At 59.3% G+C, this 25,817-nt stretch carries 16 protein-coding genes; 11 read left to right on the top strand and 5 right to left on the bottom strand.

Annotated elements, in window-relative coordinates:
* The first annotated feature begins 293 nt into the window (after positions 1-293).
* The 5 genes from JNN07_14630 (at position 294) to JNN07_14610 (ending at position 2,741) form a co-directional block, all read left to right on the top strand.
* A complete protein-coding gene (locus JNN07_14630) occupies positions 294-887 on the top strand; it encodes a phytanoyl-CoA dioxygenase family protein (protein MBL9168973.1) in 594 nt (197 codons plus the stop codon).
* 204 nt (positions 888-1,091) lie between these two features.
* Complete coding sequence (locus tag JNN07_14625; protein MBL9168972.1) at positions 1,092-1,379, top strand: hypothetical protein; 288 nt, start codon at positions 1,092-1,094, stop codon at positions 1,377-1,379.
* The gene (locus JNN07_14620; GenBank protein MBL9168971.1) at positions 1,376-1,474 is read left to right on the top strand and encodes a DUF2837 family protein; all 99 of its coding nucleotides are present in this window, start codon (positions 1,376-1,378) and stop codon (positions 1,472-1,474) included. Before JNN07_14625 ends, JNN07_14620 begins: the two co-directional genes overlap by 4 nt.
* A gap of 435 nt (positions 1,475-1,909) precedes the next feature.
* Positions 1,910-2,218: a hypothetical protein gene (locus JNN07_14615; GenBank protein ID MBL9168970.1), complete on the top strand. Its 309-nt coding sequence runs from the start codon at positions 1,910-1,912 to the stop codon at positions 2,216-2,218.
* A 1-nt stretch (position 2,219) separates the two neighbouring features.
* Positions 2,220-2,741: a hypothetical protein gene (locus JNN07_14610; protein ID MBL9168969.1), complete on the top strand. Its 522-nt coding sequence runs from the start codon at positions 2,220-2,222 to the stop codon at positions 2,739-2,741.
* Positions 2,742-2,758: 17 nt separating this feature from the next.
* Here the strand turns inward: JNN07_14610 and JNN07_14605 are convergent, their stop codons facing one another.
* Both JNN07_14605 and JNN07_14600 read right to left on the bottom strand, forming a co-directional pair.
* Positions 2,759-5,422: a valine--tRNA ligase gene (locus JNN07_14605; protein ID MBL9168968.1), complete on the bottom strand. Its 2,664-nt coding sequence runs from the start codon at positions 5,420-5,422 to the stop codon at positions 2,759-2,761.
* Between the two features lie 51 nt (positions 5,423-5,473).
* Positions 5,474-7,033, bottom strand: coding sequence for a citramalate synthase (locus JNN07_14600; protein MBL9168967.1), 1,560 nt, complete (start codon positions 7,031-7,033; stop codon positions 5,474-5,476).
* A gap of 174 nt (positions 7,034-7,207) precedes the next feature.
* Here JNN07_14600 and JNN07_14595 point away from each other — a divergent pair, with 174 nt between their 5' ends.
* Complete coding sequence (locus tag JNN07_14595) at positions 7,208-7,576, top strand: DUF3506 domain-containing protein (protein ID MBL9168966.1); 369 nt, start codon at positions 7,208-7,210, stop codon at positions 7,574-7,576.
* A gap of 229 nt (positions 7,577-7,805) precedes the next feature.
* Complete coding sequence (locus tag JNN07_14590) at positions 7,806-8,171, top strand: response regulator (protein ID MBL9168965.1); 366 nt, start codon at positions 7,806-7,808, stop codon at positions 8,169-8,171.
* A gap of 496 nt (positions 8,172-8,667) precedes the next feature.
* Here JNN07_14590 and rpoD read toward each other — a convergent pair whose 3' ends face one another.
* Together rpoD and JNN07_14580 are read right to left on the bottom strand one after the other, a co-directional pair.
* Positions 8,668-10,563 (bottom strand): RNA polymerase sigma factor RpoD, encoded by a 1,896-nt coding sequence (rpoD, locus tag JNN07_14585; GenBank protein MBL9168964.1) that lies wholly within the window; start codon positions 10,561-10,563, stop codon positions 8,668-8,670.
* Between the two features lie 401 nt (positions 10,564-10,964).
* Positions 10,965-13,331 (bottom strand): hypothetical protein, encoded by a 2,367-nt coding sequence (locus tag JNN07_14580; GenBank protein ID MBL9168963.1) that lies wholly within the window; start codon positions 13,329-13,331, stop codon positions 10,965-10,967.
* A 271-nt stretch (positions 13,332-13,602) separates the two neighbouring features.
* Here JNN07_14580 and argH point away from each other — a divergent pair, with 271 nt between their 5' ends.
* From argH to JNN07_14560, 4 genes are all read left to right on the top strand, one after another.
* Positions 13,603-15,009: an argininosuccinate lyase gene (argH, locus tag JNN07_14575; GenBank protein ID MBL9168962.1), complete on the top strand. Its 1,407-nt coding sequence runs from the start codon at positions 13,603-13,605 to the stop codon at positions 15,007-15,009.
* Positions 15,010-15,883: 874 nt separating this feature from the next.
* Positions 15,884-18,700 carry a CotH kinase family protein gene (locus JNN07_14570; protein MBL9168961.1) on the top strand — a complete coding sequence of 939 codons (2,817 nt, stop codon included), beginning with the start codon at positions 15,884-15,886 and terminating at the stop codon, positions 18,698-18,700.
* 182 nt (positions 18,701-18,882) lie between these two features.
* Positions 18,883-20,916 (top strand): hypothetical protein, encoded by a 2,034-nt coding sequence (locus tag JNN07_14565; GenBank protein ID MBL9168960.1) that lies wholly within the window; start codon positions 18,883-18,885, stop codon positions 20,914-20,916.
* Between the two features lie 360 nt (positions 20,917-21,276).
* Complete coding sequence (locus JNN07_14560) at positions 21,277-22,374, top strand: hypothetical protein (GenBank protein ID MBL9168959.1); 1,098 nt, start codon at positions 21,277-21,279, stop codon at positions 22,372-22,374.
* Between the two features lie 36 nt (positions 22,375-22,410).
* Here JNN07_14560 and JNN07_14555 read toward each other — a convergent pair whose 3' ends face one another.
* Positions 22,411-25,659, bottom strand: coding sequence for a PQQ-dependent sugar dehydrogenase (locus tag JNN07_14555; protein ID MBL9168958.1), 3,249 nt, complete (start codon positions 25,657-25,659; stop codon positions 22,411-22,413).
* Between the last annotated feature and the right edge of the window lie 158 nt (positions 25,660-25,817).

Below are 25,817 nucleotides of genomic sequence, written 5' to 3'. Positions count from 1 at the left end.
GCAGACCTAAGCCTTATCCGCTCCTGATGAAACATCGGAGAACGTTTCGCGAAATTTCCCATCGAAACCGATACTACAAAAACAGCGTCTTCGGTCCCAAATACCGCATTTCTTCGAAGCGCTAACTAACTGCCATTCGGGACAGACCTCTACAGGGGGGATTCAGGCCCCACGCCCAGCAGGCCCCTGCGGCTGTAGGCACCCTGTCCTCGAGTGAATCCAGGATCCAGCAGGTTGAGCAGCGTGGTTTCGCCCGGGCGATTGGTTTTCTCTCGGCGGATGATCAGCGGCAGCTGATTGTTGCCCTTGGACCGGTATTCGGCGCCGGCCGTCGTGGCCTTCTAGCCGATGTTTGTGTGGCTGAGCTGTCGCGATCCAGGGCGTTACTCGAGCTTGTCCGTCCGCATCTTCCGCTGGAGCCCGTTTGCGTGCGTGCTATTTACTTCGATAAATCGTCGGACACGAATTGGGCTGTTCCCTGGCATCAAGATCTGACGCTGGCGGTTCGCGCGCGTCACGAAGTGCCGGGCTTTGGGCCGTGGAGCACTAAGGATGGAATATCTCATGTCCAACCTCCGGTGGAACTTCTTGAGCAGATGATTACCGTGCGGCTGCATCTGGACGACGCCGACGCATCGAATGGGGCTCTTCGCGTGCTGCCAGGTTCGCATCGCTGGGGTCGGCTTTCGGCCGAGAGAATCCAGAGGTTGCGGGCTGAACAGCCCGAGTTTCTCTGCTTGGCCTCGGCCGGCGATGTGCTGCTGATGCGGCCTTTGTTGCTTCATGCTTCGGGTCGTTCTACCCGTGGACATCATCGCCGCGTGTTGCATCTGGAGTATGCGGGCTTTGCCTTGCCTGGTGGCCTTGATTGGAACGAGTCGGCCTAGCAGCCTGTCGGACTTGTCCCCACCCCGACTCCGAGTCGGGGTGAATTCTGGCAGGCCGTCGCCCAGAAAGCCCTGGAACCAAGGACTAACCCGGGTGGCCACCCCGCAGAACGAGATTCTAAGTCTTTTTTGGTTAATGATCAGCCATGGACTGGCATTGAAACTTTACTGGCGGAGTTCTATTCCGAGATCTATTTTATCACCATGGAACATATCTGGGGAATCTTTGCCACCTTCATCGCCCTGGGGTTCATTGTATGGCTGTTGGTTGGATCGGCGCCATCCTCGGGTGGGAAAGCTCGTCAGGAGTCGGATGTCTTGGATGCGGACAATCCGGCCGATCTGAGCTATCTGGTGGGAATCTTTGGTGGTTCGATCGAGGATGCAGCCGTCGCGCAGTTTGCACTTCGTCGTTTCGAGGAAACCCACGGTCGCAAAGCCACGGTTCGCGAGAGCGGTGAACTGATCGGGCTTATGTTCGCGCTGCGGTGATCTGGCTGGTGGGCAGTCGGTTTTGTGGAACCGTGTTGGCGCAATTCCTGTTGGTGCCGTCGGCGGCCTTATCCCGGGCTTTCAGCCCTGGATAAGAGAGGGGATGTTTACCTGGGGTTGTCACCCCAGGCTGGGATAAGGCGCACCGTTGGTGCTGAAGCCCGAGGAGCCTTCGACCCAATACCAGCCCGAGCCCAGACCATTGAGCCCAGATTCGTATGGGATTCGCGCGTGGCGTTGGAGTCTGCGGGCCATAGGCCCAGCACCATTCCAGCCTGGGGTGATAACCCCAGGTTTCCTTACCCCACACACGCGGAGGGCTGAAAGCCCGCACTATCACAGGAAGTTGCACGCTGAATTCTACCTGCATCTCACCCACTTGCAGCCCTCTACCGCTTTTCGACTTCCTTCCGGAGGGATGTCCGGGCTACGGTGGCGATGAGGGTGCGTTGCAGGGGTGTGCAACTGATGAACTCTAAGCCGCTCAGGACCGCTTCCTAAAGTGGTTACACCTGAGTCTATAGGAACAAGTGAAGACCTCCGCTCCATTGAAACGAGTCGTGCGCCGTTTAGGTTGGTTGGTGGGTGGCCTGGTGTGGTTGACGGCTGCGTGTGCCATCGCGACGCTGTTGGTCGACTTCCTGAGTCGCGGGGCAGGCGAAGCTGGTCTGGCTTTCCTGATACCTGGATCCATGCGCTGGGTGGGGTTGCTAGAGTTTGTCGGCCTGGTCTCGGCGGCTGCACTCTGTTTCGTCGTGGGCGTAGGGCTATGCGCCCGAGGGGTTGTAGGACCTGCCAGCACCTCAGTCCGACCGTCCCAAACCTCCAGGCCCGGCTGATATGACGAACCAAGAAGCAGATCAACTTCTCAGGCGTCTACGCTGGACGCTCGGCGCTTTCCTCGTTGGGTTGGTGCTCAGCGGACTGACCGCTTTCCCTTTGGAGCAGGAACTGGATATCCTGGTGAAGATTCGCGGTTTGGATGGTGGAGTTTCCAGCGTGAACGCCAGCGGTCTTGATCATTGGATACTCACGGTGCGCGATGGGCTGCATGATGCTTATGGTCGGTACCCCTGGCTGGCATACGGCACAGATTGGCTGGCATTCGCTCATCTCGTGATCGCTGTCTTTTTCATCGGGGTTTTTGTGGATCCGGTGCGTAATGTATGGGTGGTGCAGGCAGGATTGATCGCCTGCGCGCTCGTGATCCCGCTCGCGCTCATCTGTGGTCCGCTACGTGGGATCCCCTTCGGTTGGCGACTGATCGACTGCTCCTTCGGGGTTTTCGGCGCGATCCCCCTGTGGATCTGCCTACGCTGGATACGCCGGCTGGAGGAGCTCCAGCGCTTGCCTCCTCGTTGACCACTCATCCGTACGGTTCACCCCACTGCATCCAGCGCCGCTTGAGTGCTGGCGAGCTTCGATTGCCAGTCCAATAGTCGCTGCTGATGTTCGGCGAGGACTTGAGGCGGTACCTTTTGAGTGAACGCCGGGTTGGCCAGCTTGTCCTGGACCTTGCCGATCTCGGCTTTGATCTTATCGAGTTCCTTCGTGAGTCGGCTGCGCTCGGCCTCGACATCCACCAGACCTTCGAGTGAGAGATATAGTTCTCCCACCGGGGTGCTGGTGGTGATCACGCCCTTGGAGGCCTGATAGTTCTCATCCACCACAAAGCTTTCGGCGTTTAGGAGAATGCGGAAAACCTCCACCTCGTGATTCGAGAATCCCTGCTTGGGCTTGCAGAAAAACTTGGCTTTCTTGTTAGGAGCGATGTTGGCGGTCCGTCGGAGATTGCGTCCCTGGGTTACTAGTTCGAACTTGGCGTCCACCGTTTCGAGGTAGCACTGGTCGAGCCCGTAGTGAGAGAGGAAATCCTGATCGAAGGGTTTGGGCCAAGGCGCATTCATGATGGTGCGACCCCCTTGGCCCTCTGGCAGGTCCTGGTTGTAGCCCATCGAATTCCATAGCTCTTCGGTGATGAAGGGCATGAATGGGTGGAACAGTCGGATGGTGTGACTGAGGATGAAGTCCATGACCGCGACTTTGTGAGTCTTCTTGGCCTCATCCGTGCCAAAGAACACCGCCTTGCAGGCCTCCACATACCAATCGCAATACTCGCTCCAGAAGAAGCGGTAGAGGGCTTGGGCTGCCTGGCTGAAGTTGTATTCCTTGAAGGCGATCTCGAGTTCCTGCAGGGCAGCGTGGAGCTTGAGCAGGATCCATTTGTCCTCGCTATTGAGATGGCGCGGGTCGATCTCTCCTTCGAGGGGGCCGCCTTGCATGAGCCGGAAGCGGCAGGCATTCCATAGCTTGTTGGCAAAGTTCCGCCCGAGTTCGACGTTCTGTTCATCGAAGAGGATATCCTGCCCGAGGGGCGCGCTGCGCATGACGCCAAATCGCAGGGCGTCGGCGCCGAACTTGGCGATCAGATCCAGCGGATCCGGGGAGTTGCCGAGACTCTTCGACATTTTCCGGCCCTGTTTGTCGCGAATGATGCCGGTGTAATACACTTCGTGGAAGGGAAGGTCTCCCATGTATTCGAAGCCGGCGAAAATCATCCGCGCCACCCAGAAGAAGATGATGTCGGGTCCGGTCACCAACACGCTGGTCGGATAAAACTTCTTACGAGTGGCGGCATCCATCGTCTCGTAGGCCCACAGCCACGAGCTGAACCAGGTGTCGAGCACGTCGGTATCCTGTGTCCACCCCTCGCCGGTAGGTGGTTTCACATCGCAATGGATCTCCTGCTGGCCATTCACGGTTCGATACCACACGGGGACCTGGTGCCCCCACCAAAGCTGACGGCTGATGCACCAGTCCTGGATGTTCTCGAGCCAGTGGTCATAGACCTTGGCCCATCGATCCGGATAGAATTTCATCTTGCCGCTCGCGACGACTTCACGAGCGGGTTTCAGGCTGGGGTATTTGAGGAACCACTGTTCGGAAAGCCGGGGTTCGATGGGAACATCAGCGCGCTGGCTGTAGCCGACATTGTTGGTGTGACGCTCCTCCTTTTCGAGGACCCCGAGGCCCTTAAGAATCTCGAGCGCGGCTTTGCGGGCGGCGAAACGTTCCAAGCCGGCGAGATCGCGTCCGGCGAGCGGTCCCATGGTGCCGTCGGCCTCGATGACCTCGATCACGGGCAGGCGGTGGCGAAGCCCGATTTCGAAGTCAGCCTTGTCGTGAGCCGGGGTCACTTTAAGCACGCCCGTGCCGAACTCGAAATCGACGTGTTCGTCGCCGATGATCGGAATCAGTTTTTGCTCGCGAGCGAATTCGACGGGCAGGGGGCGCAGCACGTGTTTGCCGATGAAGCGGGCGTAGCGCGGGTCCTTGGGATTGACTGCCACGGCGCTGTCGCCCGGTATGGTTTCGGGTCGGGTGGTTGCGATGGTGAGGAACGTGCCGGGCTCCTCGGCAACTTCCACCTTGAAGTGGTACATCCAACCCTGCTGCTGTTTCGGCTCAACCTCCTCATCGGAGAGAGCGGTTTGAGAAGCGGGGCACCAGTTCACCATCCGCTTTCCGCGGTAGATGAGCCCTTTGCGATAGAGGTCAACGAACACCCCGGCCACGGCTTTGGAATAGCCCTCGTCCATGGTGAAGCGCTCTCTGGACCAGTCGCAGGAAGCACCCAGCTTCTTCAGCTGTTGGATGATGATGCCGCCGTGCTTTTCCTTCCATTCCCAGACCTTCTCGAGGAATTTCTCCCGGCCCAGATCGTTCCGATGTTTGATCGTTCCCTGTTTTTTCAGGGTGCGTTCCACCACGGTCTGCGTGGCAATGCCGGCATGATCGGTGCCCGGAAGCCAGAGGACCTCATAGCCTTGCATCCGGGCCTTGCGCGCGAGGATATCCTGGATGGTGTTGTTGAGCACATGGCCTAGCGTCAGCATTCCGGTGACATTGGGCGGAGGGATGACGATCGAGAAGGCGGGCTTGGAGGAGTGGGCGTCCGCATGAAAGCAGTTCTGGTCCAACCAGAATTGATACCACTTCTCCTCGACGGCTTGCGGCTCGTAGGCTTTGGAAATCTCGGACATAAATCAAAAAGAAATTAGGGTCGCGGGCGGAACTCCGGCAGACGCCGTCGGTTATTTCTTCGACAGGCGATATTCCATACTGTCGACCAAAGCCTGGAGGCTGGCCTCGATGATATTGGTGCTTACACCGACAGTGCCCCAATTGTTTTTTCCATCGGTTGATTCGATCAGCACGCGAGTTCGGGCGGCGGTGCCGGCTCCCGACTCCAGGATGCGGACCTTGTAGTCGGTGAGTTTCACCGTCTTCACCTCGGGGAAGAACTTGCTCAGCGCGCTGCGCAGGGCGGCGTCGAGCGCGTTCACGGGGCCATCGCCTTCAGCCACCGTATGGGCTGACTTGCCGTCGACCCGCACCTTCACGGTAGCCTCGCAGATCGAGTTGGCACCGTCGCGGCGCATGGACACGTGGTAGCCGTCCACCTGGAACGGGGGCTCTCGATGAGACAGTCCTTTGCTGATCAGCAGCGCCAGCGATCCTTCGGCCGCCTCGAACTCGTAGCCTTCGTGCTCGAGTTCCTTGATGCGCGCGAGGATCCCCTTGAGCTCGGGCGTTTCGCCATCCAACTTGAAGCCTAGCTCCTGGGCCTTCATGAGGATGTTGCTGCGGCCGGCCAGATCGCTCACGAGCACGCGTCGGGTGTTGCCTACCACCGCGGGGTCGATGTGTTCGAAGCTGTGGGCGATCTTTTGAACCGCGTTGACGTGCATGCCGCCCTTATGGGCGAACGCGGTGGCACCGACCCAAGGCTGGCGCGGGTTGTGTCTGAGATTGGCGATCTCGTCCACGAACTGGGACATCTCCTTGAGGCGTCGCATGGAGGCCTGAGGCAGGCAGCTGCGCTTCATCTTGATGGCGACGCAGGGGATGACGCTGGTGAGGTTGCAGTTTCCAGTTCGTTCCCCATAGCCGTTGATGGTGCCCTGCACGTGGCTGGCTCCGACATCCAAGGCGGCCAATGCGTTGGCGACGCCGAGGCCGATGTCATCGTGGGTATGGATGCCGAGTTTCACCCCTAGCTTGTTGCGGGCGGTTTGGGTCATGCGAGCGACCTCCGAGGGCAGGCATCCGCCATTGGTATCGCAAAGCGTTACGATATCGGCTCCGGCCTCCTCGGCTGCTCGCCAAGTGGCGAGCGCGTAATCGGAATCATCCTTAAAGCCATCGAAGGCGTGCTCCGCGTCGTAGACTACAAACTTTCCGTTGTCCTTCAGGAAACGGATAGTTTCACCGATCATCTTGAGATTCTCTTCGGGCGTCGTGCGGAGCACCTCTTTGACATGCAGCAGCCAGGTCTTGCCGAAGATGGTAACCACCGGTGTATGAGCTTCCAGAAGCAGGCGAACCTGCTCGTCCTTTTCGACCGACACGCCTTTGCGACGGGTGGAGCCGAAGGCCGCGAGCCGCGCGTTCTTGAACTTCTTGCGACGGGCCGAGGCAAAGAATTCGATGTCCTTGGGATTCGAACCCGGCCATCCGCCTTCAATGTAGTGAACTCCGAACGCATCGAGCTTGTCGGCGATGCGCAGCTTATCCATGACGGAAAAGTTGATGCCTTCGCCCTGGCTGCCATCGCGCAGGGTCGTATCGTAGAGTTCAACGTCGGGTCTCATGTATGGCCCCGGCTTGCGGGGAACGGACTTTCTAAAAGAATTCCGAGTGAGTGGCAAACCACAATTGTGCGGGAAAGGGCACTTGCCTCCGTAAAACCCCTAGTTCACGATCCGCAAAAAATGTCCTCTCCAGCGGTTGAGTAATGAGTCAATCAGGTCCATTATTGCCATGTAATGAGTCCAACAACCAAAAACCAAACGTCACTTAATCCATCCGTGCACCAAGCGGGTTCTCCCGCCAGTGTTTTGGACCTTTCCGGCGAGTGGATCGGCCATTACCGAGGGCATTTTGACCAGGTGGTCAAAATTCAACAGCGTGGCGATGAGATTGAGGCTGTGAAGATTACGGGGGATGACCATGTGCCAGCGGGCGAGGTTACCTTCCGGGCCAACCTCAAGACGTTGGCGGGTGAGGGGCAGGTCGCGGAGAAGGAGTTTCGGAACCCCTGTTTCGTGCCTGGTAAGCTGGTTGTGCATGGGCGCGACCGGATAGCCTTCGCTTGGGAAAACTGTGGGACTGTGGAATTTAGAAAAGACGACTAACGCCGCCATAAACAACCAACATCCCGAGAGCCCAACAACCAGGCTCGGGCGAAAGGCAGGTGAGCAATCACCTGCCTTTCTTGTTGTTAGATCTTGTTTTAGAGTGAGTTACGATTGTGGAGGGTTGAGCTTCAGTTTTTCCATTGGGTGCCGATACACAGAGAAGCATCACGCCCGTGGACCACTGCTTGCATTTGGGCAGAGCAGGGCGTAACAAAGCTGTTCCGCTATGACGCGCCGCATATTGACCGTAGACGACGATACCCAACTTCGGGATTTGATCTGCCTGTACTTCGAGGAGAAGGGGTTTGCGATCTCGGCCGCCTCCGATGCCTCAGACGCCATGGCGAAAGTTGCCTCCGACCAACCGGACGTAGTGATCCTGGACATCAACCTGGGCAAGGATGATGGGCTCAAGCTTTTGACGCGGATCAAGGAGCATAGCCCGCAGATCCGGGTGGTGATGATGACTGGTTTTGGCTACGACGACGAATTGCTCCGTGAGGCACTGCAGCGCGGGGCGGATGGTTATGTCGGCAAAGCGCTCCCAATGGAGGAGTTGCTGGGGTCGGTGAATCGGGTGCTTCAGGCTTGAGGCGGGCAGGAGATTCCTCATCAGCTGCTCCAGGATATACGTGAGGTGGGCGTAACCACGATAGAAAGGTAGGGAGAAACTCCGTCGAGCCCATGATCGCTCCAGACTCGCTTCCGAACCACGGGGCACCCCGATGAGGTCCCTGGACTTTTGTCTGTGCAACCTGGGTCCGACAGTTGATGAACCACGGATTTCGCAGATCTCACGGATTGAGAACCAGATTCCCGAAAGATCAGGCTGTGGCGATCCTCACCTGGGAAGCGTCGGAGGTGAACCTCATAAATACTCTTCCATCCGAGTCATCCGAGTCATCCGTGGTTACAACTGCCGTTTTTAGGTTCCCCCCGTTCGAGTCCGGGGCGCGAAGGAAAAGCGGAGGCATGCCACGCGCAGTCCATCGTGGGACGGAGACTTGTGCGCCTCTGGACGTCGTCAAAAAAAACCCGGGCTGGGAGACGTAGGCCTCCCAGACCGGGTATGACGGAAACTCTTCTGCTTACACCACTTCTTCGGTTTCCAGGAAGCCCTGGAGTTGGCGAATACGTGTGGGGTGACGCATCTTGCGAAGCGCCTTGGCTTCGATCTGCCGAATTCGTTCGCGCGTCACTTTGAATTGCTTGCCGACCTCTTCCAGAGTTCGGCTGTAGCCGTCGATCAATCCGAAGCGGAGTTCGAGGACCTTACGTTCCCGCTCGGTCAGACTGCCGAGAACATCGGCCAGCTTATCCTTCAAAAGGCTGTAGCTGGTCATCTCGGACGGATTTTCCGCCGACTTATCCTCGATGAAGTCACCGAAGTTGGTGTCTTCGCTGTCCCCGACGGGAGACTGCAGGGAGATGGGCTGTTGCGCCATCTTGAGAACCGCGCGCACGCGGTCCACCTGCATCTGCATTTCGTCGGCGATCTCCTCCGGCGTGGGTTCGCGTCCGAAATCTTGGATCAACTGCTTCTGCACGCGCATCAGCTTGTTGATCGTTTCGATCATGTGGACGGGAATACGAATGGTCCGGGCTTGGTCGGCGATGGAGCGAGTGATTGCTTGTCGGATCCACCAAGTGGCGTAGGTGGAGAACTTATAGCCCCGGCGGTACTCGAACTTCTCGACCGCCTTCATCAATCCCATGTTGCCTTCCTGGATGAGGTCCAGAAAGGAAAGTCCGCGATTGGTGTATTTTTTGGCAATCGAGATTACCAGGCGGAGGTTGGCCTCCACCATCTCGGTCTTGGCCTGCAGGGCTTTGGCGGCGAAATGTTTGAGCTGGGCGTAGGACTTGAGGTACTCGGTGTAGCCCATGCGGACGAATTCCTCGAGCGCACGGATCTTCTTCTGCTCGCTGAGGATCACCGTCTGTTGCTGGGTCGTCTTGCGCAAGGCCTCCCATTCCGCGATGGTGCGCAGGCTGGTTTGGATCTTGTCGTGGATGTTCTCCGCCACCAGAGCCATCTCCTCGATGACCTTCTGCTTATAGTAGAACTTGGGAAAGCTATCTTGGAGCTTCTTGTCGACCTTCTTGAACTTGGTCGTGAGGGTATCGGACTTCGATTTCTGGTTCGAAGTCAGCAAGGAGGCGTAACACTCGTCGACATCTTGGTCGAGTTCGCGAACGGCCTTGACCAAGCGGCGCAAGTCCTTGAGGTGGTTTTCGCGGCCTTCGATCTTTTTATCGACGATGACGCGATCGAACCTTTCCTTGGGCGGTTCGCTGATCAGCTTCTCGGCGAGGGCGATGTGCTCCTTACCGCTGAAGCCGAAGCTGTAGATGATGCGTTTGACCTCATTCTCGGCATCCTCGATTCGCTTGGAGATCTCGACCTCCTGCTCGCGAGTCAGCAGCGGCACTTGCCCCATCTGCTTGAGGTACATGCGGACTGGATCATCTAGGATGTCCAGGCGGCTTTTGTCGTCCTCTTCCTCGGGTTCGGGCTGCTTGACCCGGTCCACCTCGGCCTGGTCCACGATCTCGATCTCGAGGTTGCGGAGCTTGCTGTAGATCTCGTCCAGGTCCTCGGGGGAGATGATGCTGTCCGGCAGCGCATCGTTGATGTCGCTGTAGGTGAGGTAGCCCTGCTCTTGGGCCAAGCGGATGAGCTCTTTGATCTTCTCCGCTAGCTCGGGATTGGATCCGGCCTTGCCGGGAAGAGCGACATTCGGAGATGGCCCTGAGGGGGTGGACGCAGTGGCAGGCGATGCTTTCGAGTCGCCATGGCTGTGGCTCCCATGCGACCCAGCGCCTGCGGAGGAGCCAGTGTGCGAGCTAGAACCCTTCTTGCCACGGACGGCAGGTGCGGGCTTCTCTTTTTCTTTCTCTTTCTCGGGCTTGCGGCCGCGCTTCTTAGTATCGGACTTGTTAGACTTAATAGGAACTGGCTTTCTGCCTTTGGATTTCACCATACGTTATTGTGCTCCCGGCTTAAGGGCGCGAAAAATAGCCGCGCAGTATGTTGGCGGCCGACCACGGCGTCAAGGGGTATGGCCAGGGCGTACCCTTCCATTGAGACCCTACCCACTCATCATTCGCCGCCGTACGGTCGTGATGAATTTGTTGGCAGGCCGAGGGTTTAGGAGACCCATGCGGAGATGACTCCAGCGGAATCCCACCTCTCGGCACAGGTAGCAACGACGACGGCTGTGCGGAAAAAGAACGAACCGCAATTAAAGGACTTCGCCCCCTTGCGGTCAAGAACTGCTATAGACCTTCGTGCAATGAGAGTGTCACGAGAAAAATCGAGTTTTCCCGTTCTGAGGAGATCAGGAGTTTTTTGCCTCCCCCTGGGGGTGCGGGGGAGCATCCTTCATCGATCCCGCTCGCGACGTCCGGATCCACCGCCCGATCCTGAACTCGAACCAGCCGGCGGAGCAGACCGCGCGGGGGCTGGCGACGGGGCGATCGATCGGCTTGGTCCCGGGGAACTGGGAGGGGCCATACTGCGGGCGGGGCTGCTCGGGCCGGGAGCCGAGGGCGCGAAGCTCCGTCCGGGTGCGGTGGAAAACCCGCTGGCAGGTGCCGGGGCCGAGCGGAACGTTGGAGTGGAGCGTTCTGGGCTGGGGGCTAGGCTTCGACTGGCAGGAGAGGGTGAAAAACTGGAGCCCGACGGCCGGATCGACGCCGCATTGTTGATTGGGCGGCTCGGCCCGGGCGAGGGTGAAGGCGAGGGCGAGGGGGCAGGGACGATCGAACGCGGGGTCGTCGGCATCGGACTTTGAAACGCCGGGACCGTGGATCTTGGCACCAGGCCACTGCCCGCAACACGCTCCGGCGGCACTGCTCGTCCGGGGGCGGTGCCGGCTTGGGTACCTAAGCTGGGGGCGGGTTGTTGCCGGGGAACGAAGGGTTGGCGAACAACGGGTGCCGTCGAAGGGATCGTCGTCCGCTCGGCCAGCGATGGAGCTGACGGGGAGGGAGTTGAAGTTGAGCGGCGTCCACCCGCCCCCGACGGCCCGGTGGGGGCAGTGCCCTGCAGTGCGGTGGCAGGAGCGGGGGTGATGGATCGAGAAGTGATGGTTGGTACGGGGCTTGCCGCGGGACGGGACGGAGTCGGGGTGCTCCGGGTGGCGGGAATGAAGACCGATCCGCCACTATCGCCGCCGTTCAGGGGGTTAAAGCTGGAGCGAGGAGAGCTTGATCCGGTTTCACGGCTGATGCCGGATGGCCGCGTCGTCTCTGCCAAACCGCTTAGCGCGGGTCCCGAACTGGTGCTGGTTTTCGTGGGTGCCCATCGTCCCGACGCTGGACTTGCTCCGGGGGCTGAGGGCGGGGCAGCGGCCAGCCGGGGGCTTTCAAGGACCGAACCGCCCTGACCCTGATTCAACCGTTCGCGTGCGCCACCGCTCGCGGTGGTCCAGGCGGTCTCCCGCACGGCGGCCTGGGGGATTGGAGCGCGGCTGGCACGAGCGACGGCTTGTCGTCCCACGCCTTCAAAAACCACGGTATTGTTGTTTCCCACGATGGTGTTGTTGATCACCGTCGAATCGCGGTAGAGCTTCGAGGCATGGGAGTGGGACGCGTAGTAATGGTGGGGGCGGTTGTCGCAGAACCTCGACCACGAGATGAACGTAAAATGCGAGAATCCCAAAGAGAACCCGAAATCGATCCCGACATGGCGATCATGATACCACCAGCTGGAGTTTCGGTAGTAGGCTCCCGGAGGTAGCGGTGCCCAGCCGCAGTGACTGGAGGTGCGGCGCCAGCAGACCCAGGAGGGACCCCAAACCGTGTCGGGAAACCACACCCAGCCATGGCGTCCGCTTTGGTGCCATCGGCCATAGTGGAACGTCGCCCATCCCCAGGGATAATCCGACATCCAGTACCACCCGTGATCGCTCCAGATCCAGCGACCTCCATCCGCATAGGGGCGCCATCCAGCACCCAGGACCGCGTAGTCTGGACGCCAGCAGCGTCCATAACCCTCCACCTCGACCCAAGCGCCGTAGGGGCTGAGCGCCTCAGTAAAATAGGATACGGTAACGGGCTGTTGGATGACCACTGGTTGTTGCACGACGACGGGAGTCTGCCCCGCGGGCGGCGGCGGGGGCGTCGCCAGCGGGGAACCGGGCACATAGTTCGGCGTGATGACGTTCGTGGTGGGCGCAGCGGCGAGCGCGGCCCCATCGGGAGTGGGAGGTGGAGGTTGGGGCGCGACCGTGGCAGCCTGAGCGGGCGGATTCGCGAGTGCGCTCGAGTTGGTGGCGATGGCGGCCGCGGCGGCGTCAGGAGCGGAGGATTTTCGCTGCATCGCGGTGATCACCGACGGTGCTACCCCCACATCGCTGAGATAAATCAGCTCATCGGGTCCCAGCTTAAAGGAGTTGGTTCCCTTTTCGACGAATCCCAACATGACTTCCTCGTTAACTCCGTTCTCGGCCAGCCGGGCGATCTCGGCGACTTCGGGAGCGAGGTTTTTGGGCGGCTCGACCTTGGCTGGCAGGGTGTTGGTGGAAGCTGGCACACCGGCGACGGTTGAGCTGGGGGCGGCCGCCGTTGGCGGCGCGAGCGTCGGCACCAATGGGTTGGTGGCCGTGTTCACAACTAGGGGAGCCGTGTTGGACACGGCCGTGACGGTCTTTGGCCCTTGGCTATCGAGTCCATTGCAGCCGGTGGTAATCGCCACCACCCAGACCCCACCTAACAAACCCGAAATACGACTCAGAGGAACGTTCATGGAAGTAGGCAAATGACTGTCTCAGCTACCACCTTAGCGTGATCTTGTTAGCTGATTCAATACAATCATAATTGCTACTGATGAGACGCTGGGGCTTGCTGGGTATTCATTGGGGCGGTGGAGGGAGATCACGGGTGGGTTTATGTGATGTTAATGAATTGTCTATAAACGTGTTGTGTGGCTTTTTCGGGTTGTTCTGGTTCTTGAGAATTCGGGAGACTTCACTATTGCCCTGCGCGGTTTCCCTAGTCACATTCATTGGCCGCAGAACATGAAAAAAAGTTCCCCTGTCTCTCGCAGCGGTCGATTCGCCAGCGGCCCGGCCGCCGATGTAGCCCAGTTTTCGGAATCGATCTCGTTCGATTGGCGTTTGTGGCGTCACGACATCCTTGGATCCAAGGCTCATGCCCGCATGCTCCAGAAGATCGGCGTTTTGACGGTGAAAGAGCTCCAGGCGATACTCAAGGGCTTGGACGGAATCGGTGCTGAGATTGCCCGGGGCGAGTTCCGCTGGAAATCGGAGTTGGAAGATGTGCACATGAACATCGAGTCGGAGTTGACCCGCCGGGTGCCGGCTGGAGCCAAGTTGCATACCGCTCGCTCCCGGAACGACCAGGTGGCTCTGGATGTTCGATTGTGGCTGAGAGACGAGCTTTGCCTGCTCGAGCCGGAGATTTGCACGCTTCAAAGCACTCTGGTGGCCCTGGGGCAGCAGTTCTCCGATGTCATCATGCCCGGCTACACGCACCTGCAGCGGGCTCAGCCGGTGTATTTCGCGCATCATTTGCTCGCTTACGTCGAGATGTTGGAGCGCGATCGGAGCCGTCTCGACGACTGCTATTGGAGGCTCAACGTGTGCCCCTTGGGCAGCGGGGCGATCGCGGGATCCACCCTGCCGTTGGATCGGGAAATGGTGGCGAAGCTGCTGGAGTTTACCGACGAGCGCGGCCGGCCGCGAGTGAGTCAGAACAGCATGGATGCCGTCTGCGATCGAGATTTCATGGTGGAGTTCTGCAGCGTTGCGGCTCTGATCGCAGTTCATCTCTCCCGGCTGTCGGAGGACCTTATTCTGTGGGCTAGTTCCGAGTTCAACTTCATTCGTATTTCGGATGCCTACACCACGGGCTCCTCGCTGATGCCGCAAAAGAAGAATCCGGATGTGGCTGAGCTGACTCGGGGAAAGACCGGTCGGGTGGTCGGCAACTTGATGGCGTTGCTGACGCTACTCAAGGGGCTGCCGATGACTTACAATCGGGATCTTCAAGAAGACAAAGAGCGTCTGTTTGATACGGTCGACACCGTTCGCGCCTGTGTGCGACTGATGAGTGGGATGTTGTCGAACTGCACGGTGAATCGTCCGGTGTGCGCGGCCGCGGCGGCCGATCCGGCCCTGCTCGCCACCGACCTGGCCGACTACTTGGTCAAGAAAGGCATGGCGTTTCGTCAGGCACATCATGCCGTGGGGGCCTTGGTGGCGTTGAGCGAGCGTAGTGGCAAACCATTGAACCGGCTCTCGTTGGCGGAGTTTCAGTCGGTTGAAAAGGAATTCGGCCCCGATGTGATGCAGATGTTCGATCTCCAAAAAGCGATGGATCGTCGTCGGATTGTGGGAGCACCGGGCACGCGCGAGGTTGCCAAGCAGCTGGCCTCGTGGCGGAAACGGCTTTCGGATAGTTAGCTTAGTCTTACGCCTTTCCGCCCGCGTCTTTGCGCCGCTGCGTCACCGCGTTCTCTTCTCCATGACCCAGGCCTCGTTTCGGTTTCCAAAGCTGTGAAGCTTCACGCGAAGGAAAAGGCGCTATGGGGTGCGGAGACAAGTCCTGAGCATTACCCACAAGTTGCTAGGGCAACCCTTAGAATACTGCAGGGATTCGAAGTGGGTGAGAAAGGTGGTGAAGTCGCGACCGGCTCGGCGGCCTTATACCGGGCTTTCAGCCCTGGAGGGGAAAATGGATGTTCACCTGGGGTTGTCACCCCAGGCTGGGATGGGACGCACCGTCGGTGCTTAAGCCCGAAGGGCCTTCGACCCACTACCAAACTCAGCATCGGCCATTGAGCCCAGCTTCGCATGGGATTCACTAGTGGTGGCTGAGTCAGCGGGCCACAGGCCCAGCATCATTCCAGCCTGGGGTGACAACCCCAGGTTTCCTCACCCCACACACGCTGAGGGCTGAAAGCCCGCACCATCGCGGGGAGTGACGAGCTGAATTCGACCTGGTTCTCAGCACACCCGACCCGGCGCAATTCCCTTGGGATAGAGACCAAAGCGAGCGAGAACTTGTGGCTAATGCTTAGGACATGTCTCCGCTTTTCCTGCGCGCGGCGGAGTGGCCTATGGTGCGCCCACTATAAACGCCTGGTTTTAGAGCTCTGTTGGATCGCTGCGGCTAAAGAAACGCGAAGGCGCGGTGGCGCGGAGACGCAGCGGGGAAAGCGGTGGGCCATGTGGAGTTAAGATTCCGATATAGCTGGGTGATTTCGCCGCGCTGAGAACCGCTACCGGTTGGTGAGCAGGGCTTGCCTTGGGTGATACCGGGGACTACGTTTTGCCCGTGAACCCCTTTGTGCTGTGCTGCATACTCGTGATGTCGGCGTTCGCTTCCTCGCTACGAGCGGCTTCGGTTCCTGAATTCTCCAGTCCGGGCGGACACTATCCGCATCCGATGGAGCTGCTGCTCTCCACCACGAACCCCGCAGGTTCTGTTCGATTCACCCTCAACGGCAACTCGCCTTCGAACAGTTCAGCTACCTTCACTAGCCCGTTGACACTTGTGGATCGAGCTGGACAGAGCAATGGCATCTCCTTGATTCCGGGCACGGCGACGGTAAACCAGCACACGGATGGCTGGAAGCCGCCCAAAGGTTTGGTTCCGAAGGCAACGGTGGTGCGGGCACAGGTTTACGAGACGAACGCTCCGGCAGGTCCGTCGGTAACTCACACCTATTTCGCGGGGCGCAACCCCATGAGGACCTACGGGCTTCCGGTAGTGTCAATCGCTTTGTCGACCAATGATCTTTTCAACTACAACACGGGAATCTACATGTTGGGCCGCATCTTCGACGACTACGTGCGCACCCATCCGGGGGAACCGCTGACGGGGCACACCCCGGCCAACTACACTCAACGAGGGCCGGCTTGGGAGCGTTCGGGCTATCTAGAGTGGTTCGAGCCGGATGGCCGTCGCGCGTTTGCACAGGGAGTGGTGGTGGACATCCAAGGCCAGTCTTCACGCTCATTTCGTCAGAAATCACTTGGACTCAAGTCGATCGACGACGGCTTTGCTCCGGATGATTTTCGCTACCTCTTTTTTCCAGGTCTGACGAATCGGCAGGGCGAGGTGATGACGCGCTTCGATCACCTCCGACTGGCCAACTCGGGTAATGATTGGGCGTACACGCTGATGCGTGATGCGCTTTGTCATCTGCTGGTTCAATCCACCCGAATCGACACGCTCGCCTACCGGCCGGTAGTGGTCTATCTGGATGGAGAATTCTGGGGAGTTCACAATCTGAGGGAGCAGCAGGATCCTGACTATATCAACGATCACTATGGGGTTCCACAAGCTGAGGTAGTGATTTGTCAGGGGCCGGGATCGTTGATGGAGGGGCTGGCCGGCGATGAGAAGCATTACGCGGACATGGTGAAGTTCATCGCGACCAAGGATATGGCGAACGCGACCAATTACGCGGTGGTTGGCCAGCTCATGGACATTGAGAACTTCATTGCCTATCAGGCGGCCGAGATCTATTTCGCCAATGCAGATTGGCCGCACAATAACATCCGCTTTTGGAGGCGTCGTACCGCGAGCTACGAGCCGAATGCGCCCTACGGGCACGATGGCCGGTGGCGATGGCTGTTGTTCGATGTCGATCTTGGCTACGCGCATGTCTGGACGACCGGGGTGAGCGAGAATTCGCTCGCATTGGCTAAGGATCCGAACGGCCGGTTGGGAATTCCCAACCATTGGTCCACCCTGATCTTTCGTCGGTTGCTGTTGAACACCGGGTTTCGCAACCAGTTTATCAACACGATGGCGGACTTGCTCAATTCCAGCTTCCGGGAGACCCGTGCGAGCAGTGTGATTCAGCAGATGCAAACGATGCTGACTCCGGCTATGGCAGATCATATCGCCCGGTGGCGGACGTCCAACGATTCTACCAACGGGTGGAGGACCGAGGTGGCGAATCTTCGCTTCTTCGCCAGTCAACGTCCCGTGAACGTGCGGCAGCACCTGGTCTCGGCGTTTCCGCTGGGCGGCTTTGCGAATCTCACTTTGGACATGGAGCCGCGTGGGGCCGGGGAGTTCCAGCTCAACACGCTGCGAATTAATGAAAGCACCGAAGGTAACAATCCAACGAACACGTTTCCGTGGCGCGGAACTTACTTTCGAGCGGTCCCTGTGCATTTGGAAGCGGTTCCTCGCCCAGGCTACCGCTTTGCGGGATGGAAGGGCCTGCCCCAGCTAGGCACGACTCAGTCGTGGACGTTGACCCTGGGTGGGGCATCGAATGTGGTGGCGCAGTTCGAACGGCATTTGCGCGCCCACGAGTTGCTGTCGGGGCCCTATCTCTTCGAGTCGTGGCCGAAGGCGGCGCCGTCCGGCAGCTATCCGGATCGCATGCTCTTCGAGCAAACGATGCAACGGGATCCGGGCTTGGACACCCCTCTCACTTCCGAGTGGACGCTCGGCTATGCCTATGGAAGTCGCAGTCGGATTCAGGGTCTCGATGCCTTGGGGGTGGGTTTTCTAAATACCAGCGATCCGCAGGCGGCCGCAGGTGCAGGTTTCGTGGGTAGCGCGGTTCTCGCTCTGGACACACGGGGGGTGACGAACGTGGTGGTGAGTTGGGTGGGGGGGACCCTCGTGCCGAACGAACAGACTTACGCGTTGCGGCTACAGTACTCCGTGGGCGACGGTCTTTTTTCGGATGTGCTCGATCCAACGGGGGCACCGGTCGAGTATGTGCGGAACGAGGTCGCGGGACATGAGCAGATCATGGGGCCGGTTCGTCTTCCGGCGACGGCGAACGATCAGCCCTATGTTCGCCTGCGCTGGAAGTATTATCAAGTTGCGTCGGGTAAGGGGCCAAGAGCCTTGCTGCGTTTGGATGACGTGCTGGTCGCGGCGGAGGGGGAGACTGTGCCGCCACGAATTGTGCATCTCCATCCTCAGGCCGATTCCCGGGTTGAACTCGTGTTTGCGGCGACACCGCGAACGCTTGTGGGGGTGGAAACTTCCGTCGATCTTCAGCGATGGTCGGTCACTTCCGAGACAGCGGTCAGTGATTTGGCGGGAGGAGGTCGAGTATTGGTCTCGGTTCCGAATGCCGGTGCCGCTGCGTTCTTTCGACTTACGGTGAAGCGATGATCCGCGTTTAGCTTTTGACTTTGCGGGTCAGTTTGCTAACAAGCTCCTCGAAATCCACAAGCTGCACGTCAAGTGCTCCCAGGCGTTGGCCTGCGTCCCCTTGCCAACGTCGGGGGATCTGCTGTCTGACTTTTGTCAGCCACGGCGGATGGCCTGGTACTCACTCGAACACAAGTACGACTATGTATCTACGATCGTTTCTCACAACGGCGTGCGCGGGGATTGTTCTCTCCGCGCTGAGCTTGCACGCCCAAGAAGGCCCGTTTGATCCTGGACAATGGCCGGCGACCATTGATCCCACAAAGCTGGTTAATTATGTTGCCGTCGATGGCTTTTTGAGTCCACCCAGCGAGTCGTGGGACGGCACGGCTCTCGCGATCCAAACTGGCGGGGATCAGATTACCACACCGGTGACCCTTGTCGGCGTCGGTGGCCTGAAAGCGGATGCCCAGTACCTCAATGTCAAAGACAACCAGTCCGCCCGATGGGAGTCTTTTGGACAAATCGACATTCTGGTGCAGTTCTTCGGGAACGGAGCCATCCTCACTGCGGCCGGCAATCCGAGAAACTTTAACTTCCTGCAAGGATCCTTGCCGACCCTGACTGCCCCGAACGGTGGTCAACTTCCCCGGGAAGCGCGTAACGGGCGTTGGAACTGGGCCTTGTTTTCCGTTTCGAATAACGAACTGCCGGATGGTTCTGGACTGCGTTTCGTGCGCGGCGGATCGGGCGTGAACGGCGGCACCATGCGGTTCGAGGCGGTGCCCGGCCTGATAGTTCGGGCCATCGCGTTCGGTGAACCGGGCGCCTTTGGACCGCGCGAGGAGATCAACAAGTTTCTGGAACCGTTGCCCTGTGAGCCGGAGCCCGAGACGAATTTGGTGGGCATCGATGTCCATGCTGGGACTTCGGATCACGTGGTGATCCTCAACAACGGCGATCAATTGACCACCATTGTCGAAGGGGTTGGTCCGGAGGGTGACAAGCGCAAGGCGGTGGTTGCGAACGGCTCGTTCATCAACTTCGCGGTCACGGACAACTACCTCGGACTTCCGTGCAATGACCCGCACGCGGTCAAAGTGTGCGTGGATTACTATGACGATCCGGAGAAGGCGGGAGTCAGTTTCGGACCAGAGGCTTTTTCCACGGATCGGGATGGATCCATCCAGATCGGAACACAGCGCCAATTGCTGGAGGGGACTGGAGTTTGGCGTCGGCGATCCTTCACCGTGGCCGGTGTGAGCCTGTTCGGCGTGAATGTGGCACCGTTGACCGCTGGACCGAGGTTTATCTTTGAGGGTGGGGCGGTGGCGATCTCCCGCTTTGAAATGGCCGTGTTGCGAAACGGGACTCATCCGTTGGCGAATCAAGATCCCCTGGCCGACTGCTTTCGGGACGACAAGATCTGCCAGGGCGTATATGGCAACTTCGCCGAAATGGATCTGGCTGCCGGGACCTTTGTCGGGCTGCAGCCTGGCAGTTCGGGCGGCGATCAGGTGATGATCCAGGAGGAGGCTGGGCCCACGAATGACCGGCGGATGTCGATTCGAGCGGCGTTAGGAGATGGCAACAATGGGTTTAATAACCAGTATCTCAATTTTGCCATCGTACCCATCGTCGTCGACGGGGAGGAACCCAAGTTGCCCTTCGGACCTTCCTCGCAGGACAATGCGCGCCTGGCCATCTGCATGACCTATTACGACGACCCGGATCTGATCGGTCAGACGTTTCGTCCGGAGGTCTACAAAACCGAGCAATTCGGCAGTGAGACGCTCGCTTTCACCCCCGGAAGCATAGCGGTCGCGCTGGAAGGGACTGGACAGTGGCGGGAGGCGTACTTCGAGATTCCGAACGTCAATTTCAGCGGCGTGAACCAAGGTCCGCAGGCCGCTGCTCGGTTTGTGGTCTCTCATCCGAACGGCAAGATCGCGTTCTCCCGTGTCCGTTACGCCGTGATCCGGCCCTGCGGGCCGCTCGCGGACGTGAACCTGTTGGAGGACTGCAAAGGCGTTCGCCTGAGCTTGGCCTCCCTCGCGAACGGCAAGCTCAAGTTCAGCTGGCCGAAGACGCAGGTTGGTTACTCGCTGCAAACTTCGTCCACGATCGGGGCGGATGCGGTTTGGACCACCTTGGGGGATGTGCCGGTCGAAGAGGGTGAAACCTTCACCATCGAACTGACGCCCGCTGGCACCGGCTACTATCGCCTGGCGAAGTAAGGTGCCTCAGCTTGGGGTTGGTTAACAACGAGGGCATCGTGCGAGTTGCACGGTGCCCTTTTTGGTTTCTGCGGTGGGTGAAGGAAAAGCAGCGTCCGAAGCAACTTACTCCAGTGGTGTGGGAAGTGGGGTGGCTTTATGGACTGCGGAGACACGTCTCCGCTTTTCGTGCCCGCAGCGGAGTGGCTGGAGGTGTTCCTGGTGAATGCCGGCGTGGGCGGGAATGAGGCGGCGTGAAGGAACAGCGGTGTCGTGCCACCGCGGTCCATAGGGCGGGCGATCTTCCCTTTCGTGAAAGGCGGGGTTAGCCGTTCCTTCTGGGATTGGCAACGGGTCAGCAGTTTGGTGAAGATGTCACCCATGAACTGTCTGACTGCTCTGCACTCGTCTTGGCATTGGGTTCCCGGGGTCGTGGCTACTTTGTTTTGCGTTGCCACCACCTTCGCCGCTCAGAGCATTCCGTTTCCGGATCCGCGGTTGCCGGTGTACGGCCTTGGTTGGTACGCGGAAGATCAACCGCGCCTGATCCGGTTTCCCGCGCGCCTTCAGCCCTCTCTCACTCCTGCGGTGCGCGGACTGGCCCAGCATCCGAGCGGTGCGCGAATTCGGTTTCGCACCACTTCGAAGCAGGTGGGGCTGCGCGCGCGCAACCCGTCCTTCTCCAACATGCATCACATGGCGAGCATTGGTGAGAATGGCTTTGATCTCTACGTGAATGGCCAGTATCGCGCGAGCGCCTCTCCCGATGCTCAGGGCGTGATCAAGGTCGATTGGAAATGGGCTGGGGAGGCTGCGGTGTGGGATGTCGAAATCTATTTGCCGCTCTATAAGGCTGTCACGATCGAGGAGCTCATTTTGGAAGATGGCGCTCAGGTGTTGCCGCCGACCCCTTATGCGGTCTCCCAGCCCGTGGTTTACTACGGATCTAGCATCACTCAAGGTGGATGCGCCTCGAATCCGGGAGGATCTTACCAGGCCATTCTGGAGCGACGGCTCAATGCAGACTTTATCAACCTGGGTTTCAGTGGCAGCGGCCTTGGAGAGATCCAGATCGCGGAGGCGATGTTGGAGCTGGACCCTTCCTGCATCGTGTTGGATTTTTGGGCCAACCCTTCCTTCGCGGTCTACCAGCAGAAGCTCCCTCCGTTCGTGGCCAAGCTCCGGGAGAAGTTTTCACGGGTCCCGATCCTGGTGGTTTCACCGTTTTATTTCTCGAGTGAAGCAGCGGATCCAAAGGTGGCGGCGGAGCAATCCTCGAAACGCGAATTCTGTGCGCGGTTCGTGCGGCAGGCGCGGCGTTCTGGAGACGCTCGGATCTTTTTCGTCGATGGTCTTGCGATGCTGAATGCCAAGCAGGCCGATGGCTTGGTGGACGGCGTTCATCCCAACTCGCTTGGGTTCTACCACTGTGCGAACGGCTTGGAAGCGCCGCTTCGCCGGGCGCTGCGACTGCGGTGACGGGCCACCTGTTCTCGTCTCTCGGGGCCTTTGGCGTCAGGGATCGCTGATCACAGCGCGGTAGAAGCGAGCCGTCGATCCATCGTGAGCGTCTTCTACTGTCCTCAGTAAGGTTTGAGCTGGCACCAGGAAACGATTGGACGGCACGTCCAGCAGCCGCCACGACGAAGGGTCATCCAGATTGGAAGTGAACTCGACTTGAACGGCCCGGTTGGCCGGGTGGGGAAACTCGAGTGCAACCTTACCGTCGACTCGACTGCAGGTGACCTCCCATCGGCTGGCGACATTGTTCGGATCAGTCTCACTGAGCCATTCCAGCCAGTTGTCACGTCCGTCCCCGTCGGGATCATCCTGTGGTCCCGCGGGAGGGGATTCTGTGGTGACAAAGTGAATGAACTGCCACGTGTCAAAGTCCACCGTGCGAGGCAGCTCATTGGTAATCCAGTGGGCGAGAAGACGGATGTCGGCAAGGTCCAGTACGGTTGAACCCAGGGGCGGCATCTGTCGGGGGCCTCGCGTGGAGATCCGTTGCAGAAGCATCGAGTTCGCTTCGGAGCCGGGTGCAACGACACGGTCCTGATCGGAACTGCTATTCTCAGTCAGCGCACCGTTAACGATGCCAGCCTGGGAAAGTGGAACATGCGCTCGAGCATCCCATTGACCGAGGGCGGTTCCTCCGGGTCGGTGGCAGGAGGCGCAATTGGCGGAAAGGTAGGAGCGCACTCGCCACTCCGCGCTCCAGGCTTCGTTGGTGGCGTGAGCCAGGCGGGGGAGCACCTCGGGGTTGGGGAACGGCGTGGAGAAGTAGCCGGCACTCTGGAGTTGAGCGAGCTGGTTTTGGGTGGCGCCGGACGAGGTGGTATCGCGATTCAATTGGGCCGTGCCGAAACCGAGGGCGTAGCCCGCGGCCGGGGTGTGGCAGGCGACGCATTCAGACCGACTGGGATAGCGCCAGACCTGCGTGCGGGTGGTGCCGCCATCGTGGACAACGAATGATTCCTCCAGCCCCGACTCCGGGACCAGGCTGGCGTTGGTCAGCGAACTGCCCCAGCGGTAGGTCACGCCATACACCCCGGCGGAATTTCGGACCAACAGGCGTGTCTCGAGCCGACGCTTTGACTCCGGCACCCCGTTGGTGAGCTCCAGATCGAAGTGCTTGATCCATACGGTCCCGGTAGGGAAGTTCCAGCTCTCGTTGATCGACGTTTGAATCTTAAGATTCGGGTTGCTTCGAAATACCCAGCGGGTCTTAAGCGCATGATCGGACCAGAATGGCACGTTGATCTCGTAGGGTTGCACCCCGGTGTTAGGCGTCAGAGCCATGGTGGGATCGGTGAGTTGATGCAGGTTGGTGAAGGCCCCGGTCTGCAGAAGGGTGGGAGGCAGAGCGGATCCCACGCTGGTTCCGGGATCTGAGACTAGCCGCTTGATCTGATCTTCGCTCTGATCGGCTGAGAGAATGTCGCCGTTTCGTGGGTCGACGCCAAAACCCGCGATGCTGGTATCACCGGTGAGCCGGGTGAAAGGAACCGTATTCGTGCCGGTGGCGCGGAGCGCCCAGACGTTGCCACTGACGTAGTCGGCAAAGACATAGGCACCATATAAAGATGGGATGCGGGAGCCGCGATAAACCAATCCTCCGGTGATGGAATTTCCGCGATCGGGTCCTGATCCATGGATGTATTCGGCGATGGGTCCGTCAAAACTCACGCCCGCAGGCGGCCCAACACGCGGGCCAGGATGCAAGCCCTCGCGAAAGCTCCAGCCATAGTTGCCACCTTTGCGCACCAGGTTGACTTCCTCATAAACGCCTTGTCCGACATCGGCGAGGTAGAGTTCTCCGGTCAGGGAATCGAAACTGAACCGCCACGGGTTGCGGAGCCCCACCGCGTAGAACTCAGTTCGCACCGAACCGGGGTCCACGGGCCGGCCGTTGAATTCGGTGGCTCCGACCCACGGGTTGTCCGCCGGGATGCGGTAGGGGATGGGGGTCTCAGGCCCTCTTTGATTGGCCGGATGGCGGTTGGCGGGGAGGCTCGTTGCGCGCGCATCCACGTCGATGCGGAGCAGGCCGGCGAAGAAGTCGCGATCGATCCGCTGGCTGTTCAGGAACGCGTCATTGCCACTGCCTTCATCTCCCAAGGACACGTAGAGATAGCCATCGGGTCCAAAATGAAGATCTCCCCCATTGTGGTTGGAGGCCTCGTCGAACTGCTCGAAAAGGATCTCCTCGGTGGCGGGATCGGCGCTATTCGGGTCGTCCGCGGAGGTCCGCATTCGGGAGAGTCGATCGTGGAGCGCATTGGTCCCTTGTGTCGTGGTGGATCGGGTGGTGTAAAAGAGGAAGAACTGCCGATTCGTGGCGTAACCAGGGTGGAAGGCCAGTCCCAGCAGCCCCTGTTCTCCGCCGGAGATGATGCGGCCTGAAATGTTGAGAAACGTGGACCGATTGGGATTAGCCAGGTTGGTGATGACGGAGATCTGCCCGGCCTGCTCGACCACAAAGAGGCGGTTGGTTTCCCCGGGAGGACTGCTGATGGCCACCGGGTTGATGAAGCTCAACCCATCAAAGGCGTTGATGAAGCGAAGGCCTTCGGATCGGGGTTCCTGTGGCATCTTCAAGGTCGAGGGCTGACGAGGGTCGGGTAGAACGGCCGTTAAGCTCATTCCGAATACCACATCGGAGTTGGCTTCGGGGTCTTGGTGAACTTCAACGGCCAGCACGTTGACCCCGGGGAAAAGGTTGGTTTCGATGAGCGGTCCCGACAGGTGGAACACTTCGAATGCGGTCACCTCATGTGGGACCGCGACGGTCTCGTCCTGGATAGGGTTGGGTGGCTCTGGCAGGCGCAGCCGTTTGACCTCTCGGCCGTTAAGATAAAACACGGCCCCGTCATCGATGAGGTTGCTGCAGACCAAGGTGATTCCGACCGGGGAGTTGGTGAAGAGGAACGAGGTTCTGAAATAGTAGGTAGATCGGCCGGGTTGAAGGCGGGTGCGGAGTCGGGCGGTAACAAAGGGGTTGCCTGATTCAGCGGCAAACAGCCCGGCGGATTGGGGAAGGGCCGAATCGTCGAAGCCCAGTTCCGCCCAGGTTTGGCCTGCGTAGCCCGAGGTTTGGTTGTAACGCCAGGACTGATCCAAGGGGAACAACGATTTGGTCTCTTCCTGTCCCAGCAGACGGAGGGCAGGAAACTGGATGCTCAGCACCAGGCACCACAGACAGAATCGCAGAAGGTCATATCGGATCGGGACATGCATATATCCGCTCAACCATTGACTCATTTGGCACTTGCGTCAACTGGCGGGCGGAGGGTTTTGCATTGTGACCCGGGAGGTTTCGTCTAAGGTGTGCTATCTGTTCCTGTGGATTTAATGGCGATCACCGCTCAACCTTTTTTGTCCTTGGGTTTCCTTCGACGCGCCCGTCGAGCCGGTGGGGT

The organism is Verrucomicrobiales bacterium (genome assembly GCA_016793885.1).
Lineage (GTDB): Bacteria > Verrucomicrobiota > Verrucomicrobiia > Limisphaerales > UBA11320 > UBA11320.
Note: the sequence above shows the minus strand (reverse complement) of the source record. Positions and strands in the feature narration are given on the sequence as shown.

What these genes read in the sequence shown, in the direction of transcription:
- JNN07_14625 (MBL9168972.1), top strand. Translation starts at nt 1,092, where the DNA reads ATGGAACATATCTGGGGAATCTTTGCCACCTTCATCGCCCTGGGGTTC.
- JNN07_14610 (MBL9168969.1), top strand. Translation starts at nt 2,220, where the DNA reads ATGACGAACCAAGAAGCAGATCAACTTCTCAGGCGTCTACGCTGGACG.
- JNN07_14605 (MBL9168968.1), bottom strand. Translation starts at nt 5,422, where the DNA reads ATGTCCGAGATTTCCAAAGCCTACGAGCCGCAAGCCGTCGAGGAGAAG.
- JNN07_14600 (MBL9168967.1), bottom strand. Translation starts at nt 7,033, where the DNA reads ATGAGACCCGACGTTGAACTCTACGATACGACCCTGCGCGATGGCAGC.
- JNN07_14595 (MBL9168966.1), top strand. Translation starts at nt 7,208, where the DNA reads ATGAGTCCAACAACCAAAAACCAAACGTCACTTAATCCATCCGTGCAC.
- JNN07_14590 (MBL9168965.1), top strand. Translation starts at nt 7,806, where the DNA reads ATGACGCGCCGCATATTGACCGTAGACGACGATACCCAACTTCGGGAT.
- rpoD (MBL9168964.1), bottom strand. Translation starts at nt 10,563, where the DNA reads ATGGTGAAATCCAAAGGCAGAAAGCCAGTTCCTATTAAGTCTAACAAG.
- JNN07_14580 (MBL9168963.1), bottom strand. Translation starts at nt 13,331, where the DNA reads ATGAACGTTCCTCTGAGTCGTATTTCGGGTTTGTTAGGTGGGGTCTGG.
- argH (MBL9168962.1), top strand. Translation starts at nt 13,603, where the DNA reads ATGAAAAAAAGTTCCCCTGTCTCTCGCAGCGGTCGATTCGCCAGCGGC.
- JNN07_14565 (MBL9168960.1), top strand. Translation starts at nt 18,883, where the DNA reads ATGTATCTACGATCGTTTCTCACAACGGCGTGCGCGGGGATTGTTCTC.
- JNN07_14560 (MBL9168959.1), top strand. Translation starts at nt 21,277, where the DNA reads ATGAACTGTCTGACTGCTCTGCACTCGTCTTGGCATTGGGTTCCCGGG.
- JNN07_14555 (MBL9168958.1), bottom strand. Translation starts at nt 25,659, where the DNA reads ATGAGTCAATGGTTGAGCGGATATATGCATGTCCCGATCCGATATGAC.